This window comes from Caldisalinibacter kiritimatiensis, assembly GCF_000387765.1.
GTDB lineage: Bacteria > Bacillota > Clostridia > Tissierellales > Caldisalinibacteraceae > Caldisalinibacter > Caldisalinibacter kiritimatiensis.
Genome location: NZ_ARZA01000205.1, coordinates 1 through 19,856, shown reverse-complemented (window position 1 = coordinate 19,856; position 19,856 = coordinate 1). Strand labels below are relative to the sequence as shown.

The window sequence follows — 19,856 nt, the reverse complement described above, 5'->3', positions numbered from 1 at the left end:
TTATTGAATCTTTTTAAATACTAACACTTCTTCAATATCAATGTAACCTTCGTCATTGCCATTATGTTGGAATCTTAAATACTGCGTACCTGGTTTTATATCTGAATCTGTTGTAATATCTAGACTATATATTTTCCAATCATTATTTAATTTTATATTTGACAATGAACCTTGATTCTTTTTCTTAGCTTTGTTGTCAAAAACATAAAATCTAAATGTATTTTCTTTTGTTGTTCCCCTAGCTTTGAAGTATATCTTATATTCAGTAACTGGATCCATATTCAAACCATAAGGATAAGCTATGCCATATGATTCCCCATCATTAGTTATCCTTATAAAGCTATTATTATTATTTTCTTCTATGACATCATAACTCACATTTCCACCCTTAGAACTCCATGTTCCTAGCTTATCTATATTACCATCATCGTTTATATCTAAGTCAAAATAGTATGCAAAATCTAGTGTATATCCATTAGGTATTTTATACTCTTTATTGATTAAGTTTTCATAGTTAAACTGTATAAAACCAATTTTGTATAATAAATCTTCATTATATTTTAATGGTTTTAAAGCTTTTTGGTTCACTTCGTTTATTTGCTTCTTTACTTTATATGCTCTTTGGATTATTTCATTTGCATTGTTCATACCCTTCTTTTGACTAGCATAGTAATAAAAAGCTGAAAGATATGCATCGCATTTTTGTACATAATTCCTAGTTTGCATAGGCTGTATTTTAACAGATTTATCTACTAACTCAAGTCCTTTTTCTATATCCCCTATACTCATATAGAAAGATGCTGAAAGAGCTTTAAATCTTGAACTATACCTCGATAATTTAACCACATCATCCATTAACTCTTTGGCTTTTATTATACTTTCTTTATCTTTAGTAAGTTTAAATTTCACTTTATAATAGTTAGCTAAGTCATTTTTATACTCTATTTTATATGGGTCAAAAGCCGAAGCTTTCTCAAAATATTCGATTACTTTTTCCACGTTATTTTCTTTATGAGCTTTTAATGCCTTTAGTGCATACACATTTCCTATCTTTAACGAAGAAGATATTATAATTAAAATTACTAATACTAATATATATGAAAATTTGAACGCTATCGAACTATTATTCTTCCTTTTATTTAAGTTGTTTAATTTAATATCCTTAACTAATATACCAAACAATGCCCATAAAACAAAGGTCAATGCTGATAAAGATAAATCAAAATCCATAAAGGCATGAAGTAGAATAGATACTGTAGCTATATATATTGTATTAATCATTATTTTATGTTTGGTTCCATTTATCTCTTTATAACTTTTGTACATGTAATATGTTAAGAATAATACAATTCCTAAAAACAATATTAAGCCTATCAATCCCACTTCTATCCACATCTGTAAAAAGTAATTATGTGCTTGAGTAGAATTGTAGCCATACGACTGATACGTTTGATACAGTGTTTCCCATCCTCCACCACCTGTACCGAATAGAAGATGTTCTTTTATTATTTTAAATGCATCTTGATAAAAAGTAAGTCTACCTTCTGCACTTCTTTCTTTTAAGCTTATACTTTCAAATCTACTTACTATACTTTCTGGTATATATTTATATTTTAAAGGTATATTATTTATAATTTCATTTGTTTCTTTGTCTTTAAGTATAGCTTCATTATGCGTAATAGAGGTCCCGCTGTAGTAATTGCCGAAATATATTCTTAAACCATGTGTAGTATCTATAGTTTCAAAAGGAATACTAATATTATCTTTATTAACTTCGCTAATTTTTATTGTTTTAATTGATTGTATCTCACCTTCAGTATCTACACTATATATTCTTATTCTTCCTGAAAACGGCTTTTCATTTTTGTTTATGGCATTATATTTTAAGTCCAATTCATATTCTTTATTAGGTTCTATATTTTCTATATTTCTAAAAATAACTGTCCATTTATCTTCACCTGTATTATTTTCTAAAGTAAGTGACGTAGTTGAGTTAAAGATAAAAACAAATGCGCCGATTAGTACAATAACTAATATTGCCAAGGAAATAATAAACTTTTTAATATCTACTTTTCTAAAAGTGTTAGTTCCTAAAGATACTATATATGTTAAAGCCCCCGATAATATACCTCCAATTATGAAAATGAACCATAATTTGTAGTCCTTACCCTCTATATTGTTAGAAAACATAAATGAAAATGGTACGGAAGCTATAATTGTTAATACTGTATATATGATAGCTTCTAGTTTTCTTTTGTTAAGTACAACTATAATATAAGCTAATAACATAAAGGGTAATATGAGCCACATACCCCTTGAGTATGTAAGTATAAAAGTGAATAAGAAAACTCCTGCTGATATACCATATAATGATTTATATAGTTTATTTTCTTCTGTAAGTATATATCCTAATGCAATAATGTATAATGCTCCTAAATAAGACGCTAAGGTGTTTGGATATTGAAATGTTGAGTTTATTCTGTTACCTACATATGCTCCTTTGTAGCTCCAAGTACCTATTGCTGAACCTATACCAATTACCGACACTATAACTCCAGCAAATAGTATTATAGAAAGTAATATCTTTTGTCTATTGTCATTATTAACAAGGTCTCTGACTAGCAAGAAAATAACAAAGTAATTAGCATATTTCAAAAACTCTGATATTGCCAACCTTGTATTTACTCCATAAAATACAGATATAAAATACATGAAAACTACACCTATTGCCAATAAATCTATAGGTGATTTTATAAGATTGTATTCTTTATCTTTGTATTTACTAATAATCCATATTAACGCTAATGTAAATGAAAATATATGTGTAGGTAATAATTCTTTTTCAAAGTAAAGTCCTCTAAAAAATGGAGGATAGAATAAAAGGATACATAGACCGATGAATACTAGTGTTTCTATTGTTGATTTCGTTTTTTGTTGTGACGATAGTGTTTTTGTTGGCAATGTTATGACCTCCGTGTTTGTTAGTGGTTCTATAAAACAACAAGCGTTCTATGCTAAAAAATATCAATTATGAATGTTTTCACTAATTTTGGCAACAATTACATTATAATAAAAATTTATGCTTGTCTCAATAGAAAATAAGACTTTTTTCCCAATTTTTTGTCGTCTTTTTTAGAGCTTTTTCGACATTATAAATCAGTTCGTGGTTCGTAGTTCGTGGTTCGTAGATCCTACTAACTACTAACCACTAACCACTAACCTCTTCTCCTGATTTTTCCCAATACTCTTTAAAGAATGCTATGAATACTCCTAGCATTACACCTAATACTCCTGCTATAGCTAGGTTTAATACTTTCTTAGGTGCTACTGGTAATTCTGGTGTTACTGCTTTTGATACTATAAGGATGCTTGAATCTCCTATTTCTGATGATTCTGTTATTCTTGTTTCTTCATATTTTTTCATAAAAGCATCGTATGTGCTTTGAGCTAGATTTACTTTTCTTTCTATTAGTTTTTGATTATGTTCTTTTTCTGCTAATTCTACTTGTAGGATTTCAACTTCTTTTTTTACTGATTCTATTTTGTTGTTTAATATTTCAACTTTTTTGTTATAGCTATACTCTGTATTCTCTTTTTCTTGTCTAACTTCTGCTAACTTTATTTTATAATCATTTATTTTCTTAACTAATGTTAAGTAAGTCGGATTAATTTGTTCGTTTGACATTTCTATATCCATTAAATCTGTAGTATTCATATCTGAATTCTCTTCTACTGCTCCACTTAGTATGTTATCCTCTACTAATGACTTTTTAGTAACTAACTTTTCAGGTGTATCTTCTAAACTTTCTTCTGCTTGTTTTAAAGTAGCCTCTATTGTTTTTTGTTGCATATCTAAGTTTAGCATCTTGTTTTTATAATTTATTTCTTCTCTAGATAATTGCTCTTTATATCCGTTTAACTCTGAAAGCTTTGAGCTTATTTCTCTTCTTAATTCATCCACACCTTTAGGCTGTGATAAAAATTGTTTAAGCTCTACTAATGCTGCATCTAGTTTTTCTTTTTCTACTTCTAGCTGTGTTTTTAAAAATTGAGATGATTTAGACGCTTGTTGTCTTGACATATCTGATATAAACTCTGTAAAGTTTTTTGCTACTGAGTTAGCTATTTGAGTTGCTAACTCTGGGTCTGTATGCTTAACCTTAACTGCAATAAGATTTGTATCCTTTATAGTTTCTAACTCTATCATATCTTTTAATGTGTTCATACTATATTTCTCTTTATCTAACTTAAGTTCATCTATTACATTTTGAAGTATTTTAGGATTTTTTATTTGTTCTTTATATGTTTGTATAGTCATAACTGGATATGTAGATATAGAATCCAGTATTCCTTCTATATTATCAGAGTTTTTCTGTAGGTTTACTATTTTTTCTGTTGCAAATGAAGCCATTAAAGTTGTAGTTGCTTCATAGGTTGGCTCTATAATAAAGAAGCTAAATACTCCTGATATAAATATAGATATAGCTGTTATTATCGCTATAAGCTTCCAACCTTTCATTAGTGTCTCTATTAATTCTCTTAGTGAAATTTCTTCATACGGGTAATTTTGCTGTGTCATGTTTTCCATTATGAAACCTTCCTCTCCTTTATTAGTTCTTAGCTCTTGGCTCTTAGTTCTCAAGGTTTTGTTCTAAACCTTTTGGGTCTTATTTGCAGCTAAGTTTTATAGTCATATTATTTTTAATTTCTCACAAATATGTTTTATTCTACATATATATTAAAATTCCTTCTTAATTAATGATAATTTATAAATTGTTTTTGCTAATATTGGTGGCAACATAATTATGTAAACCTTTTGTTTTATTGTACAAGATTTATATGTTACAGACAATATTTATATAATTTTTTAACGTAGATTTAATTTTGTGAATAGGTGGAAGTTGGGTAGTGGGTAGTGGTTAGTAGTTAGTAGTTAGTGGTTAGTAGTTAGTGGTTAGTAGTTAGTAGGCTGTTAGTCAGTTCTCAATTCTTAGGTCTGTAACATTATTTTTTCATATTTCTACCTGGGTATATAGCTTGATTATAGCATATAAAGTTAATATACTTTCTTATACAAAATAAAACAATAGGCTTTACCTTTCGGTAAAACCTTTCTTAAATTAATTTATACATTAATTATCTTCTTAAGTTTTTGTATATATTAAACGAATCAATTTTATCTATTTATTGACCTTGCCATCCTTCTATATGTATGTCTTTTTCCTCTTATTGCTATGGAGTAGGTCATTATGTTTTCTGGTATTGCTACGCCTGTGAAGCCAGCATCCCCTATATGATGAATATCTGCTCCTGCCATTTTGCTATTTAATGCTAATGTTCGTATGGTGTTCTCATCTGCTCCCTCTTGAGAGGTTCCTATAGATGTCATAGCCAATGCTCCTTTACTATGTACCTTGTCAATTATCTTCTTAACATCATCTAATGTTACCCCTGGTACGGTTCCTGGTGCTGGTACAAGTATTCCATCACTTCCTGCTTCTATAAACTCGACTGCTGTTTTTAAATCAATGATTCCGCTTCCTGTTTCATTAGCATTCCCTGCTCCATGCATTTTTCCTGAAATAATTAATATATCTTCTCCTGCTTCTTTTCTTATGGATTTTATTGAATTTATTATTTTTTTATTTGTTACGCCAGTTTTAGGATTTCCTGTTAACACTACGATATCTACACCTTGTTTTATAGCTTTTTGTACATTTTGTGGAGTAGCTAATCTTCCTTCTGGTAATTCAATTCTTTCTTCCATTGTTTCAGTTTCTAAATCTACTGGTTCTAGGTTTATCCCTACAAATCTACCTGTTAACCTTTTTATTTCTTTAACTACTTTTTCTCCACTTTCATTAGGTAAACCCATAATCTTAGGAGAGTTAACATCATAAAAATTTAATAATATTATATCTGCACCAAAGGCACTTACTAATTCTACATTGCTTACATCTCCGTAAAGTGGTGGAAAAACTCCTACAACCTCTGATACTATAGTTCTTCCCTCTGCTGCTTTTATACTTTGGATTATTTCATTTTTCCCCATATTCCATATATCCGATGTATTTATATTTAACATTCTCTTTACCATACTTATTCCCCCTGTTTATAATAGTGAAGCTGCTTTTTTATCTACTATAAGTGTTACATCTGGATGAAGCTGTAGAACTGATGCAGGCATTTCCGGAGTTATTTTACCCTTTACTGTTTTATATATAGCTTCTGCTTTTCCTTCTCCGGATGCTAATAGTATTATCTTTCTTGCATGCATTATAGTTTTAATCCCCATACTTATTGCTAATGTAGGTACTTCTTCTATTGACTCAAAAAATCTTGAATTTGCTTTTATTGTGTCATCGTCTAATCTTACAAGATGGGTTTTGGCTTCGAATTTAAGGTCAGGTTCGTTAAATCCTATGTGTCCATTTCTTCCTATCCCCAATACTTGAAGATCTATGCCACCTGCTTCTTCGATTTTCCTTTCATACTCTTCACATTCCTTTTCTATGCTTTCTGCCATTCCATTTGGTATATTGATATTTTCTCTTTTTATATTTACATGATTAAATAAGTTTTCCATCATATAATAATGATAACTTTGAGAATTAGTCTTATCTAATCCATAGTATTCGTCTAAGTTAAATGTTTTTACTTCTGTGAAATCTATGTCACCATTGTTGTATAGTCTTACTAATTCTTTATACATTCCCTTTGGGGTATCCCCTGTTGCAAGCCCTATTACGCTGTCGTTTTTAAGTATTATTTGGCTCGCTACGATGTTTGCAGCTTTTCTACTCATTTCAGTGTAGTCATTTACGATTAGTATTTTCATGGATTAGTCACTCCTTTTTTTATGGTAGGTTTAGTTGAGGGACGTGGGCGTCCCTCAACAACGGTAAAAGTCCTCCTTTATTATGGTAGGACGTGGCGTCCCTCAACAACGGTAAAAGTGCTTCCTTTATTATGGTAGGACGTGGGCGTCCCTCAACAACGGTGAAAGTGCTTCCTTTATTATGGTAGGACGTGGGCGTCCCTCAACAACGGTAAAGCTATACACACAATTTTAAGGTATAAAATATATCTGTTCTACAAATTGTTGTATGCTATATTTCCCTCCACTATTGTTAAATGTATATTAAAGTCTTTATTGAAAACTGTTATGTCTGCGTTTTTCCCTATAGCTATACTTCCTTTTTTATCATCTATACCTATCACTTTAGCTGGGTTAAGGGTAACTAATTTTACTGCTTCATTTAAGTTTAATTTCGTATTATCTAATATGTTTTTAACTGCTTTATTTAATGTAAGAACACTACCAGCTAAAGTGTTGTTTTCTAATCTAGCTGAATTATCTTTAACTATTACCTTTTGTCCTCCTAGTTCATATATACCCTCTTTTAATCCTCCTGCTCTCATTGAATCTGTTATTAAAACTAAATTATTTTTTCCTTTGATATTTAAAATTAATTGAAATAATTCAGGATGTACATGGATTTTATCTGCTATTAGTTCACACGTTGTATTAGTATTAAATATAGCTCCTACTACTCCAGGTTCTCTATGATGCATAGGTGACATTGCATTAAACAAGTGGGTTCCGTGGCTTATTCCCTTTTTTATAGCTTTTTTAGCTTCGCTGTATGTAGCATTTGAATGACCTATTGATAAAACTATATCGGTATTTTCCTTTGTTTTTGTTATAAATTCATATTGATTGTCCATCTCTGGAGCTAATGTGATAATCTTTATAACGTCAAGATAGTCTTTAATAAAATCATAATCTGGCTTCATTATATATTTAGAATCCTGTGCTCCTTTATATTTTTCGTTTATAAAGGGTCCTTCTAGGTGTGCTCCTAACACTTTTGCTCCTGTTGTTTTGTTTTTCATACCTTTCTTTATTGCATCTAATGCTTTATATATACTTTGTTTATCCATGGTCATAGTAGCAGGTAAAAATGAAGTAGTTCCTGTTTTTGCTACAGTTTTACTTATATTTTCTATTGCTTCTGGTGTACCGTCCATTGCATCACTACTACCAGCACCATGTATGTGTATATCTATAAACCCTGGTGATATGTAGTTACCTTTTACGTCTATAGGTATTACATTAGGATATTTATCTAAATCATTTGGATTTAATATGTCTATTATTTTTTCATTAAATATTAATACCTTGTTTTCAATTATATTATTTTCAAGGATTATTTTTCCGTTTATTAAGGCATATATTTTTTTCAATAGTATCACCTAACTTTTAATAAACTATTTTTCCCATTACAACAGGCTTTGTGGCTCCTGTTACTTTTGGTAAATTATTTGTGTTTCCATGTATGGTTTCATTTGCTAATATAGCAAATGCTATAGCTTCTTTGGCATCACTTGAATATCCTAACTCCTCTTGGGTAATAACCTCTATTTCCTTTAATTCTTCTTTTATCATTTTCAATAAAGTCTTATTATAGCTACCTCCACCACCAATTACCACTTGGTCTATATTATCCTTTGGTATAATCCATTTCTTATAGCTATCAGAAATTGTTTTTGCTGTAAAATATGTAACTGTTGATAATATATCTATATCCTTTAATTCCTTTTCCCTATATCTTTTCAAAATTTGTCTACTGAATTCTATACCAAATTCTTCTCTTCCTGTTGTTTTCGGTGGTTCATTTTTTAGATAAGGGTGATTTAATAATTCCTTTAGCATTTCTTCGTTTATCTTACCCTTAGCTGCAATTTCACCTTCATCATCATATTCTTGTTCTCCGTTAGTCATTTCATTTACTATAGCATCTATTATCATATTCCCTGGTCCTGTATCAAAGGCATATACATCATTGATAGTACCGTTTCTTGGAATAACTGTTACATTGCCTATACCACCTATGTTTTGCAGGGCTATAGTTTTATTAGGATTTCTGTATAACAGATATTCTGTATAAGGGACAAGGGGAGCTCCATGTCCTCCTGCTGCTACATCCCTTACACGAAAATCCCCCACTGTAATTATTCCTGTTCTTTCTGCTATTAAACTAAGCTCTCCAATCTGCAAAGTACTATTTTGTGGAATATGATATATTGTCTGACCATGGGAACCTATAAGGTCAATTTCTTCTGAAGAAACACCTGCTGATTTGCATATCTCAAGTACAGCTTTTGCAAAAACTTCACCGACTTCAAAGTTCAGTCTACAAATCAACTCAACAGAAGAATCTTTTATAGAACAAGCCTTTAATATGTCTTCCTTTATTTTTTTAGGTATAGGTTCTTTGTGAAATTCTATTAAGTTTACCTTTGTATTTAAACCATTACCTTCGATTTCAACAAGGGCAGCATCTACTGCATCTACTGATGTTCCTGACATTAAACCTATAATTAGTTTTTTATTTTTATTATAGACTTTTAAAAGTCGTTTCATATTAATCACCTAAGTCTTTATATGTAATTAACCTTATTCCTTCTTTGTCAATCCATTGAATTAACTCTTGACTAGTTAGTATTTCTAATTCTCTTTGTCTGTTATTATTATAGCTACTTATATTACTAAGTTCTTCGTCTACATATGCCGGATGAGCCATGATTTCTATGGTTCCATTATCAAAATTCTCTATTATATTCTTTAAGTTCTCTAATGTTGCTTTTTCTCCATAGAACTCCATTGAAAAATAATCTGTTGTTTTTATTCCATTATCAATTAGATAATCCTTTGTTTCGTCATTAGGTTGTCTTACAGCTACATTGTACTCTTTAGCAAGCTCAGCAACTATTTCCCTTATTCCATCATACATGTGTATATGATGATGGCTATCTAAGTGGGTCAATTCTAAGCCTGATTGTAGGAATTTTTCTATTTGTGCCTTTAACTCTTTTTTGGCTTCATTAAGGTTCATTACTGGAAATAGTTTTGTCCTTCTTTTATAAAATTGACCGTTTTCATCTACTAATGTTGGTACTTCAGTTATAGGTAATACTGGTTTCCCACAGGTTAATGTAAGATGTAGTCCTAGTGTTTTTATACCTTTTTCTTTTGCCATTTTAATTGTTTCTTCTGCCTTTGGCATATTTATCATTATAGTGGTACTGGTTACTACACCCTTTTCCATTGCATATAATATCCCCTTATTGCATCCTGTTGTAAGTCCAAAGTCATCAGCATTTATTATGAGTTTTTTCATTTTATAACCTCCCAAACTTTTATTTGAATTGTGGAAGATATGCTTTATTTGCAGAAATTATATCATCTAATAGTTTCTTTGCTATTTTAACTGATGGTACTAATGGATTTGCAGCAAGGGATTTTAATGCAGTACCATAATCTCCAGTAACCCCCGCTTCTACGGCTAATAATTCGTAAGCTTTAGCAGCTTGTACTAACCCATTTACCTCTGGTGGTAGTTGTCCTACTGTTATGGCATGGGCTCCTGTTTTGTCCACTATAGCATTTATTTCTACTACAACATCATCTGGTAAGTTTGAAATAGCTCCATTATTTCTTACATTTACGGTATGTACTTCCTTTTTATCATTATAAATAGCACTTATTAGAGAAACTGCTGCGTCTGAGTAATATGCACCTCCTCGTTTCTCTAGCTGCTCTGGTTTCTGATTTAGATTTGGATCTTTGTATACCTCGAATAATTCCTTCTCTATTTTTAATACCTGCTCTGCTCTAGTTCCTTTGCCTGTTTTTACAGATTCCTTTTCTTCTTCAATTAAATCATCAGTCATATAATAATATCTATGATATGGACATGGTATCATACCTAAAGACTTAACAAAGTCCTTATCCCATTTGAGGTCTGGTATATTCTTCATAGTTAGTGAACCACCATCACATAGTTTTTCTATAACTTCATCTGTTATATCTTTACCATCTAGATATACTCTTTTGCCCCAAACAAGATGGTTTAGTCCAGCAAAGTCTATCTTTATTCTTTTGCTATCTACTTCTAGCATCTTTGCAACCATATTAACCATTCCAATAGGTACATTACATAGTCCTATAGTTTTTACATTTGTATATCTATGTACAGCTTCTGTTATCAATCCTGCTGGATTTGTAAAGTTTATAAGCCAAGCATTAGGAGCTAATTCTTCTATATCCTTGCATATATCTAAAATCACAGGAATAGTTCTCATAGCCTTTGCAAAACCACCAGGTCCTGTGGTTTCTTGTCCTATTACGTTATATTCAAGGGGTATTCTTTCATCCCTTGCTCTTGCTTCAAGCCCTCCTACACGAAATTGAGTAGTAACAAAATCAGCATCTTTTATTGCAGCTCTTCTATCTAAGGTTAAAATAATATCTATATCAAGTCCTGCTTTTTTCACCATACGTTTTGCTAGGTTACCAACTATATCTAATTTTGATTCGCCATCTTCTATATCGACTAGATGTATTTCCTTAACAGGTAATTCATTGCTTCTTTTAATAAATCCATCTATTAATTCAGGAGTGTAACTACTTCCTCCTCCTATAACTGCAATTTTTAAACCATTCATTCTTAGCCCTCCCTCTTGTTTTCTAATTTATTGATTCTTTTATATAAATCCACCATATTTTCTATAAGGCTTTTTTCAGATATTGCAGTCATCAAATGATCTTGAGCATGTACAAACAGTACTGATATATCTACCTTTTCTCCTCCTGCCTCTTTTTGGATTACATCCGTTTGCATTTTATGAGCCATACCTATCTCTTTATCTGCTTCTTCTAAGTGTTCGTTTGCTTTATCAAAATCACCCTCCTGTGCTGCCTTTAAAGCTTCATATGCTTTAGCTCTTGCATTTCCTCCATGTATTATTATTGAAAATACTGTTTCTTCTAAGTTCATTTGTATTTCCCCCTTATTCATTGGTTTTTGTTTTCTGAAGAAGCAAGAATTATTTCTTGCTTCTTCAGAAAAGCACCAGTCAAAGCTGGTGCATCTATTATTCAGTTATCGCTTCTTCTTTTGCTTCTTCTTCTAATAATTTCTTTTCATACATTTTGAAGAATGGATAATATATTATAAGCATAATAGCAATATTAATTAGAACTAATATAATTGATCTCCAATCACCACCAGTTGCAATATAAGCTCCTATAGGTGCTGGTAAAGTCCAAGGTGCTATAACCGATGGACGAGCCACTAGATTTAAAGCCATGGCTATGTAACTTATAATACCAGTGATTATTGGACCAATTATAAATGGAATTACTAGTATTGGATTTAGCATAATTGGTGCACCGAATATTATCGGTTCATTGATATTACAAATACCTGGTAATATACTTGCTTTTCCTAATTGTTTTAAATACTTTGCCTTTGATGTTAGGAAAAGAATCACTAATGCTAAAGTTGCTCCTGAACCACCAATCCATACAAACCATTGGAAGAATGGTTCTGGTGCTATATGAGGTAAAACTTGCGCCCCTTCTGTTGCTGCCTTAACATTTTCATCTAGTAAAACTAACCAGAAAGGTCTTGCAATTGCACCAACAACTGAAACCCCATGGATACCAGCTGACCATAATACAGTTATAAGGAATATTGGTATAAGTACTCCTCCTAATGTATCACTTGCATATACTAAAGGTTTAAATAAATTCATTATAAAGGATTGAATATCAAAATCTAATAAGTGCCTTACTACCCATATAATTGTTATTACAACTGCTGCTGGAATTAATGCTTCAAAGGATCTAGCAACTGAATCAGGCACTCCTTCTGGCATCTTAATCATAATCTTTCTCTGTTGTAAAAATCTCATCACTTCAACTGCAAATATAGACATAATAATTGCTACAAACATTCCTGTACCACCTAGATTGCCCATTGGCAATGCCCAACCAATTCCTTCTACTGATTGAGGTATTAGTGTAAGTAAAAATGATGCCATTGCTAAAATACCACCAGATATGCCGTCTAGCTTATATGACTTAGCTAAACTATAGCCTATTCCAAAAGAAGCATATAAAGCCATGAGTCCCATAGTAAGTCTAAATGGGAATAGGATTTTTCCTATATGTGGCTTAACTAAATCAGCTAATGCTGGTATAGGTGGAAAAGCTATGATTAAAAAGAAACTACCTACTATGATTAATGGTATGGTTGCTACTATCCCATCACGTATTGCTCTTAGATGTCTTTGTTCTGCAAGTTTAGTCATTGGACCCATAAAAACCTTTTCAATTAATTGAAAAAATTTATTCATACTAATCCCCCTTTGTTTAAAGCATTTTCTTGATTTGAGCTAATACCTTTGGTCCACCCATTGGGCTATAACCCTGTGGTGATATAACTTCAATTGGTATGCCTAATTCTTTAGCTGTAGCTTCGAATACCGGCATACGATGTCTCACCTGTGGTGCTACTAAAACTACATCCCACCCCCCTCTTACTTCATCTTCATATTGTCCAGTCCCAATTGCCTTCACTTCTAGTTCCATTCCTGCTTTTAAAGCTTCTTTTTCTATTGATTTGACTACAATGGCACTAGACATTCCTCCTGAGCAAACTAATAAAATCTTTTTCATGTCAATTCCCCCTTATATTAAAATGTTATTGCTTTATGAACAAAACCCTTTCCTCTCTCTAACCTCTCTAGAGCTTCTTCATATGTACACTTAGCTTTTTTCATTATAATAGCAACTTTAGGTTTATATTTTGACTTCAATAATAACTTTTCTGCTTCTTGATAGCTTACATCTGTAGCCATCATAACAATTCTTTTTGCCCTTTCTATTAACTTTTTATTGGTAGGCTGCACATCTACCATCAAATTTTTATAAACTTTACCAACACCTATCATAGATGCAGTGGATAACATATTTAGTACCATCTTTTGAGCTGTGCCTGCCTTTAATCTTGTTGAGCCTGTGATAATTTCAGGGCCAACTACTGGAGCAATTGATATACTAGCTATTTCATTTATTTCTGCATTTGGATTGCAAGTAAGGGAAACTGTAGTAGCTCCAACTTCATTGGCATATGTTAGTGCTCCTATAACATATGGAGTTCTTCCACTTGCCGCTATTCCTACTATAACATCCTTATTGCTAATGTTAATGTCTTTAAGGTCTTTAACTCCAGCTTCTGTTGAATCTTCAGCCCCTTCAATAGCATTAACTAAAGCATCCTGTCCTCCTGCAATTAGTCCTATAACTTGTTCTGGATCTGTTCCAAATGTAGGTGGGCATTCTGCTGCATCTAATATTCCAAGTCTACCACTTGTACCTGCACCTATATATATAAGTCTACCTCCTTTGTTAAATGCTTCTATTATTTTTTCTACCGCTCGAGCAATATTAGGTAATTCTCTTTCAACTGCTAAAGCTACCTTTTTATCTTCTTCGTTCATTAACTTCAATATTTCAATAGGTGTTTTTTTATCTATATCTATTGTCTTTGTATTTGGAGCTTCTGTTATAAGTTGATTTAAATCACAAGCCATAATATACCTCCGTTCTGCTAAAACTGTTTATCCTCAACTACTTCCCTTGTAGCCTTTAGATGTTCTATTACTTCATCATATCTTTTACAAGCTACACCAATAAAAATACTGTCTATTATATTTAGTTGTGCTATTCTAGAAGCCATTGCTCCACTTCTAAAATTATTTTCAACATTTGCTGTAAACAACAAAATATCTGATACATTACATATTGGAGATTTACCATACTGTGTGATACCTATAGTTGTAGCACCTTTATTTTTAGCTATACTTAAAGCCTGGAGTACATCTTTGGTTTTACCTGAATTTGATATCCCGATTGCTACATCCTTTTCTGTAACGTGTACTGAAGTTGTTAGTTGCATATGATTGTCAAAATACATTTCAACTGGTATATTGATTCTCATAAACTTATATTTTGCATCTAATGCTACCACTGATGATGCTCCAGCACTAAAAATGTATATACGCCTAGCATTGTCAATGGCTTCTATAGCCTTTTCTAAAGCTTCTGTGCTTAATACATTTTGGGTATCCTCTATAGCCTTTATACTTCCTGCTGATATTTTAGCTAATATCATTTCTGGTGAATCATCGGCATCTATTACTTCATGTATTATTCTTTTATTTTCTTTATTTTTTGTAAGATCAATGGAAATTGCTAGTTTCAACTCTTGATATCCTTTTAAATTTAGGGTTCTACAAAATCTTATCACTGTAGCTTCACTTGTGTTACATTTTTTTGATAATTCCATTATAGATAATCCTATAGTTTCTTCAGGATTTTCTAATATATATTGACCTACTTTCTTTTCTGATGGGCTAAATGTGTCAAAGCCTTGCTTTATCTTTGTTAATATTCCTTTATCCAAAGCTATCCACTTCCTTTTTTATTTTGTTTATATCATAGTTGATATTCAGTTGTCTAAATCCAATAATCAGTGCTCCTATAGCAGGGTCAAATTTAGGTTTATAAACCTCTATATTTTTATACTGATATTTCAATCTTTTAATAAACTCTTTTTGCACATAACTAGCGTTATTTAATATTCCACCATTATAAGAAACCGTTATCCTTTCATCTTTAAAATTAGATTTATCAATTACTGCCGAAGTCATCTCAACTAAAGAATTAACCGCTTGGTCTAAAATTATCTGTGATATTTCGTCTCCTTCTAATGCACATTCACATACTATTGGAGCTATTTTGGCTATATCAGACTTAGTGGTGTTTTTACCATATACATAGCTTATAAGTTCATCTGGAGATTTCATGTTTAAAAATTTTAGTACTTTATCTATCAGTATTGTCTTTTTTCCCCTATTATCATAATATCTTACCACTGCCTTGATACCTTTTAACCCAATATCATATCCACTACCTTCATCATCTAATATATGCCCCCATCCTCCTGCACGTATAGTGTTTCCTTCTGAATCTATACCATAGGATATGGAACCTGTTCCTGAGATTGTTATTATTCCTTCTTCTTTTCCATGAGCTCCAACCAATGCAGTTTTTGCATCATTATTTAATGCTACTTTGCAGTCTAATTCTAGGCTTGATATTAAATCTAATATTAATTGTCTATCCTCTTTTCTATCTACACCTGCTAATCCTAAAGATAATAATGCTATGTCATCTGTTTTAATGTTGTTTATATCGCATAAAGTATTTATTAGTTGAAGTAGTGATTCTCTTACTTTTTTTAGTCCTACTGAATGATAGTTTGCTACTCCACTAGTAGCTTTACCAATAATTTTTCCTTCTATATTGCTTATATAACCTAAAGTCTTTGTACCGCCACCATCTATTCCTATGATATATTTCAAGAAACACACCTCTTTGCTACTTCAATTTTGTTGTTCTGTTAATATAATTATACAGTATTTGTAGTTATTTTTCAATTATTTTTTGTTTTTGTGTAGTAATTTTACATGTATTTGTGTCAGAAAACAAGCTCGACTAAAGTCGATTTGTCAGTTCTTAGCTCCAAGTTCTTAGGTTTTGGTCAATTTCTCTTAGGTCTCTACCATTATTTCCTCCATGCTGCAACCCCTGTATATAGCTTGATTATAGCATATATAGTACATATACTTTCTTTGGCAATAAAAATCCCCCACAAAATTGTGAGGTAAAGTAATTTGCAAATCTTTTACTTTACAATATCGAATCGTTTTTTTATCTTGAAGATATCCTGTTTAGTTTGATATTCTTCATGCTTTAAAAATTCAACATCATCAGATATTTTGTCTAGTTTTTGATTGGTTTCTGTTCTAAATTCTGTAAGTACAGCAGTTTGGTCATTGATTGCAGTTACTTTAAACTTGATTTCCTTAATATCTGCCTTCATGTCTGTTTGACCTATTTCTAAATTACTGATACGATTATCCATTGATTCCATACGCTCTTCCATGGAATCCATTCGTTTCTCCATGGAATCCATTCTGTTCTCCATTGATTCCATTCTGTTCTCCATAGATTCCATGCGATTATCTAGTGAGTCTATTTTGGTGTTAATAGATTTTATTTCTGTTAATATCTGATTTAATACTTTATCCATATTTACCCTCCTTTCTTTTTTAACTTTTTCTTTCGCCCAGTTTATATGTCAAATGTATTTGTAACATGATATATCTAAATACTGAAAAACTATCACATCTGTATTATATCATAAAATTATCATTGACAAATAATATAAATTTCTCTAAGTCTTTTAATCTATTCTGCATTGCTTCATATACAAGCTTCTTATTTATCCTTATATATTCATGGGATAAAATATTTCTAAATCCTATCATATTTTTATATATTTCTAATTCATCTTTTGCTATGTAGTTTTCTTTATATAATATTTTAAATGCTTCTCCAAATGTATTTGGATAACCCATGTTTTCATCTGTTACTATATGCATAGCTATGTCTATTATCATATTAATACTTATAAACAAATTATACTCTACAATGTCTTGAGCTATATCATCTTTTAAAAATTCTTCTAAAGATAATGCTTGATATTTTTTTATCTTATCTATAGATATCATTAATTGATTTAATCGTTCCTTAATAACTTCTATTTTCACCATGTTTTTATACCTCTTTTCTTAGCTTCTCTATCATATTTTTATAGAACATGTCTCTATACTTCTTGAAATCTTCATACTCAAATAAAGTGTGTACTTTAAAATTTGACTCTAATATTTCATCCCTTGAAAAAAGTAAGATGCCTTCTCTACATACTTCAAATTTTAATAAAGGTGATGCATTATTTAAAATAGCTATATCTACATCTTTTTTTAGCTTGTCTTCTAATTTGGTTTTGAGATTAAGATAATCTTCTGTAGATATTTCTTCATTGTATAAATATATTGCAATATCTATATCACTTAGCTCTGTCATTTTATTTCTAACAAACGAACCAAATATATATGCAAAAGCAATATTTTTGTATTCTAATAATATTTCCTTTATTTGGTCAACTGAATTCATTTTTTCACCACCTTGTTTTTTAGTTGGCAGTTGACAGTTAACAGTTTACAGTTGTTAGGACTTGGGTTTTGCTAACAGCTGAGAGCCGAGAGCTAAGAACTAAGAACTGTATACTCTTCTTTTCCTATAAATATCACTAAGGCTTTTTTCAGGTTTTCTTTGTTTTCGTAGCCTTTACTCTTTGCATATCTTTCTAGTTGTTTTAGTCCCTCTTCTTTTATCTGTTCTAATTTATCCTTATCCTTTTTCTTTACATACTTTAGCTCTATTATCCACTCGTATTCTACATCTTGCATTCTGATGTCCTTTTCTAAGTATATGTCTATATATCCCTTTTCCACTTCTCTTTCACTTATTGGTCTATAGGCCTTTGAATCTGCTAAATATGCAAATAATATTACCTTTATATATTTTTCATCAAAACCTATTAAATCCCTATTGGATAATTTCTTTAATACATTTTCACTTATATAATCTATGAATGGTTCTATTTTTCCCTCATAGGCCATATCTTCTATACTATTTCTTAAATCCCTTAAATTTAATTTTATATGATAATTTTCCTTTAATCTCTTCTCTATATATTCCCAAAATATTGTCTTTATCACGTAGTTTGGAATTCTTAATATAGTCTTTGTTCTATATTGTTTATCTATTGTAAGTAATCCCATGTAGAATAATAGGGATACAAAGTATTCTTCGTCATACATTCTATCAAAGGAAAATCTTGTTACTATATCTGTCACTATCTCTTCATTTTTTATTATCTCTTCTAATTTTCTTCTGTTTTTTTCGTTCCTTGTAAGTCTTTGTAGTCTTCCATAGTCGGTTTTTACGTTATCATCTATTAGTTCTCTTGGAAATCTTTTATTTCTTTTATACTTGCTAAAATAGTATAGTATCATATCTGGATTATATACTCTTTTTCTTCCATCTAGACTAAAAAGATATCCATTATAGTACTCTTTTAATTTTATATCTATTTTTTCTTCATCTATATCAAGTTTTTTCATTATTTCTTTTACTTCTTCTTCTGTAAAGCCTAAGGCTTCATTTAAGCTATCATCCATCGTAATATTTGAAGCTATATTAAATCCGCTTGTTAAATCATCTAACATTATTGGTGATATTCCTGTTATAAATATTCTATCTATTACTTTCTCTGTTCCTATCTTTATCGTTTCATAAAAATCTCTTACAAATCCTGATGCCCTTATTATATCCTTGTAAAATTCTCCGTCTCCAATAGCTATTATGTCGTTGGCAAAATGGTCATACTCGTCTATTATTAAGTACATTTGTTTATCTACTTTTTCAACTTCGTTAATTATTGTTTCTATTACTCCACTTGCACTTTTACTATTTGATATGTTTTTTTCTATTTCTTCTGTATCTTTAAAGTACTTTTTATATCTATAAAAAAACATTTCTGCTGAATTTTTAAGCCTTTCATTAAACGAATACTCTAATCTTTCTTTATTTTCTGTATCTAATCCTGAAAAATTAAGCTTAAGTACTAAATAACTATTTCTTAATTTTGTTGGATTTTTTCCTATATATAGGTTACCGAAAATTTTATTGAAGTTATCTTTTTCTTCTATATCATAATAGTTTTGTAGTGTTGATAAAAATAGACTTTTACCAAATCTTCTTGGTCTTATAAAGAATAAATATTTACTTGCTTCTTTTTCTATCAGTTCTATATATTTTGTTTTGTCTACATATAAGTAGTTTTCTTCTATCATACTTTTAAAGTTCGATATTCCGTAGGGAATTTTCATCTTTTTCACCACCTTGTTTTTTAGCTCTCAGATCACAGTTTACAGTTGACAGTTCTTAGGTTTTTGCTAAGAGCTTTAGTCTAAGAACTAAGAGCTGTACACTGAGAACTATAGTTCTATTTTATCAGAATTGTGATTAA

18 protein-coding genes are annotated in these 19,856 nt (G+C 30.7%); all 18 read right to left on the bottom strand.

Going from position 1 to position 19,856, the window contains the following annotated elements; genetic code table 11:
• The 18 genes from L21TH_RS09335 to L21TH_RS09250 all read right to left on the bottom strand — a co-directional run bounded on the left by L21TH_RS09335 (nucleotide 1) and on the right by L21TH_RS09250 (nucleotide 19,716).
• Nucleotides 1-2,961, bottom strand: a complete 2,961-nt coding sequence (locus L21TH_RS09335; protein WP_006314703.1) for an O-antigen ligase family protein — start codon at nucleotides 2,959-2,961, stop codon at nucleotides 1-3.
• Between the two features lie 247 nt (nucleotides 2,962-3,208).
• Nucleotides 3,209-4,588: a GumC family protein gene (locus tag L21TH_RS09330; RefSeq protein ID WP_006314701.1), complete on the bottom strand. Its 1,380-nt coding sequence runs from the start codon at nucleotides 4,586-4,588 to the stop codon at nucleotides 3,209-3,211.
• 588 nt (nucleotides 4,589-5,176) lie between these two features.
• Nucleotides 5,177-6,097 (bottom strand): DUF7916 family protein, encoded by a 921-nt coding sequence (locus L21TH_RS09325; protein ID WP_006314699.1) that lies wholly within the window; start codon nucleotides 6,095-6,097, stop codon nucleotides 5,177-5,179.
• 15 nt (nucleotides 6,098-6,112) lie between these two features.
• A complete protein-coding gene (gene nagB, locus L21TH_RS09320) occupies nucleotides 6,113-6,838 on the bottom strand; it encodes a glucosamine-6-phosphate deaminase (RefSeq protein ID WP_006314697.1) in 726 nt (241 codons plus the stop codon).
• Between the two features lie 254 nt (nucleotides 6,839-7,092).
• The gene (gene nagA / locus L21TH_RS09315; RefSeq protein ID WP_423219138.1) at nucleotides 7,093-8,256 is read right to left on the bottom strand and encodes an N-acetylglucosamine-6-phosphate deacetylase; all 1,164 of its coding nucleotides are present in this window, start codon (nucleotides 8,254-8,256) and stop codon (nucleotides 7,093-7,095) included.
• A 7-nt stretch (nucleotides 8,257-8,263) separates the two neighbouring features.
• Nucleotides 8,264-9,427, bottom strand: a complete 1,164-nt coding sequence (locus tag L21TH_RS09310; protein ID WP_006314693.1) for an anhydro-N-acetylmuramic acid kinase — start codon at nucleotides 9,425-9,427, stop codon at nucleotides 8,264-8,266.
• Between the two features lies 1 nt (nucleotide 9,428).
• Nucleotides 9,429-10,184: a chitin disaccharide deacetylase gene (chbG, locus tag L21TH_RS09305; protein WP_006314692.1), complete on the bottom strand. Its 756-nt coding sequence runs from the start codon at nucleotides 10,182-10,184 to the stop codon at nucleotides 9,429-9,431.
• A gap of 19 nt (nucleotides 10,185-10,203) precedes the next feature.
• On the bottom strand, nucleotides 10,204-11,511 hold the full coding sequence (locus tag L21TH_RS09300) for a 6-phospho-beta-glucosidase (RefSeq protein WP_006314691.1): 1,308 nt from the start codon (nucleotides 11,509-11,511) through the stop codon (nucleotides 10,204-10,206).
• A 2-nt stretch (nucleotides 11,512-11,513) separates the two neighbouring features.
• A complete protein-coding gene (locus L21TH_RS09295; protein WP_006314690.1) occupies nucleotides 11,514-11,843 on the bottom strand; it encodes a PTS lactose/cellobiose transporter subunit IIA in 330 nt (109 codons plus the stop codon).
• Nucleotides 11,844-11,940: 97 nt separating this feature from the next.
• Nucleotides 11,941-13,206, bottom strand: a complete 1,266-nt coding sequence (locus tag L21TH_RS09290; protein WP_006314689.1) for a PTS sugar transporter subunit IIC — start codon at nucleotides 13,204-13,206, stop codon at nucleotides 11,941-11,943.
• 16 nt (nucleotides 13,207-13,222) lie between these two features.
• Nucleotides 13,223-13,528 (bottom strand): PTS sugar transporter subunit IIB, encoded by a 306-nt coding sequence (locus L21TH_RS09285; RefSeq protein WP_006314688.1) that lies wholly within the window; start codon nucleotides 13,526-13,528, stop codon nucleotides 13,223-13,225.
• Nucleotides 13,529-13,545: 17 nt separating this feature from the next.
• Nucleotides 13,546-14,445 (bottom strand): N-acetylmuramic acid 6-phosphate etherase, encoded by a 900-nt coding sequence (gene murQ, locus L21TH_RS09280; RefSeq protein ID WP_006314686.1) that lies wholly within the window; start codon nucleotides 14,443-14,445, stop codon nucleotides 13,546-13,548.
• Nucleotides 14,446-14,462: 17 nt separating this feature from the next.
• Nucleotides 14,463-15,317, bottom strand: a complete 855-nt coding sequence (locus L21TH_RS09275; RefSeq protein WP_006314684.1) for a MurR/RpiR family transcriptional regulator — start codon at nucleotides 15,315-15,317, stop codon at nucleotides 14,463-14,465.
• Nucleotides 15,310-16,278: an N-acetylglucosamine kinase gene (locus L21TH_RS09270; RefSeq protein WP_006314682.1), complete on the bottom strand. Its 969-nt coding sequence runs from the start codon at nucleotides 16,276-16,278 to the stop codon at nucleotides 15,310-15,312. The genes L21TH_RS09275 and L21TH_RS09270 overlap by 8 nt, the downstream gene beginning before the upstream one ends.
• Nucleotides 16,279-16,601: 323 nt before the next feature.
• Nucleotides 16,602-17,009 (bottom strand): hypothetical protein, encoded by a 408-nt coding sequence (locus L21TH_RS09265; protein ID WP_006314680.1) that lies wholly within the window; start codon nucleotides 17,007-17,009, stop codon nucleotides 16,602-16,604.
• A 103-nt stretch (nucleotides 17,010-17,112) separates the two neighbouring features.
• The gene (gene hepT / locus L21TH_RS09260) at nucleotides 17,113-17,532 is read right to left on the bottom strand and encodes a type VII toxin-antitoxin system HepT family RNase toxin (protein ID WP_006314676.1); all 420 of its coding nucleotides are present in this window, start codon (nucleotides 17,530-17,532) and stop codon (nucleotides 17,113-17,115) included.
• Between the two features lie 4 nt (nucleotides 17,533-17,536).
• On the bottom strand, nucleotides 17,537-17,965 hold the full coding sequence (gene mntA / locus L21TH_RS09255; RefSeq protein WP_423219139.1) for a type VII toxin-antitoxin system MntA family adenylyltransferase antitoxin: 429 nt from the start codon (nucleotides 17,963-17,965) through the stop codon (nucleotides 17,537-17,539).
• Nucleotides 17,966-18,027: 62 nt separating this feature from the next.
• On the bottom strand, nucleotides 18,028-19,716 hold the full coding sequence (locus L21TH_RS09250) for an ATP-binding protein (protein WP_006314673.1): 1,689 nt from the start codon (nucleotides 19,714-19,716) through the stop codon (nucleotides 18,028-18,030).
• Between the last annotated feature and the right edge of the window lie 140 nt (nucleotides 19,717-19,856).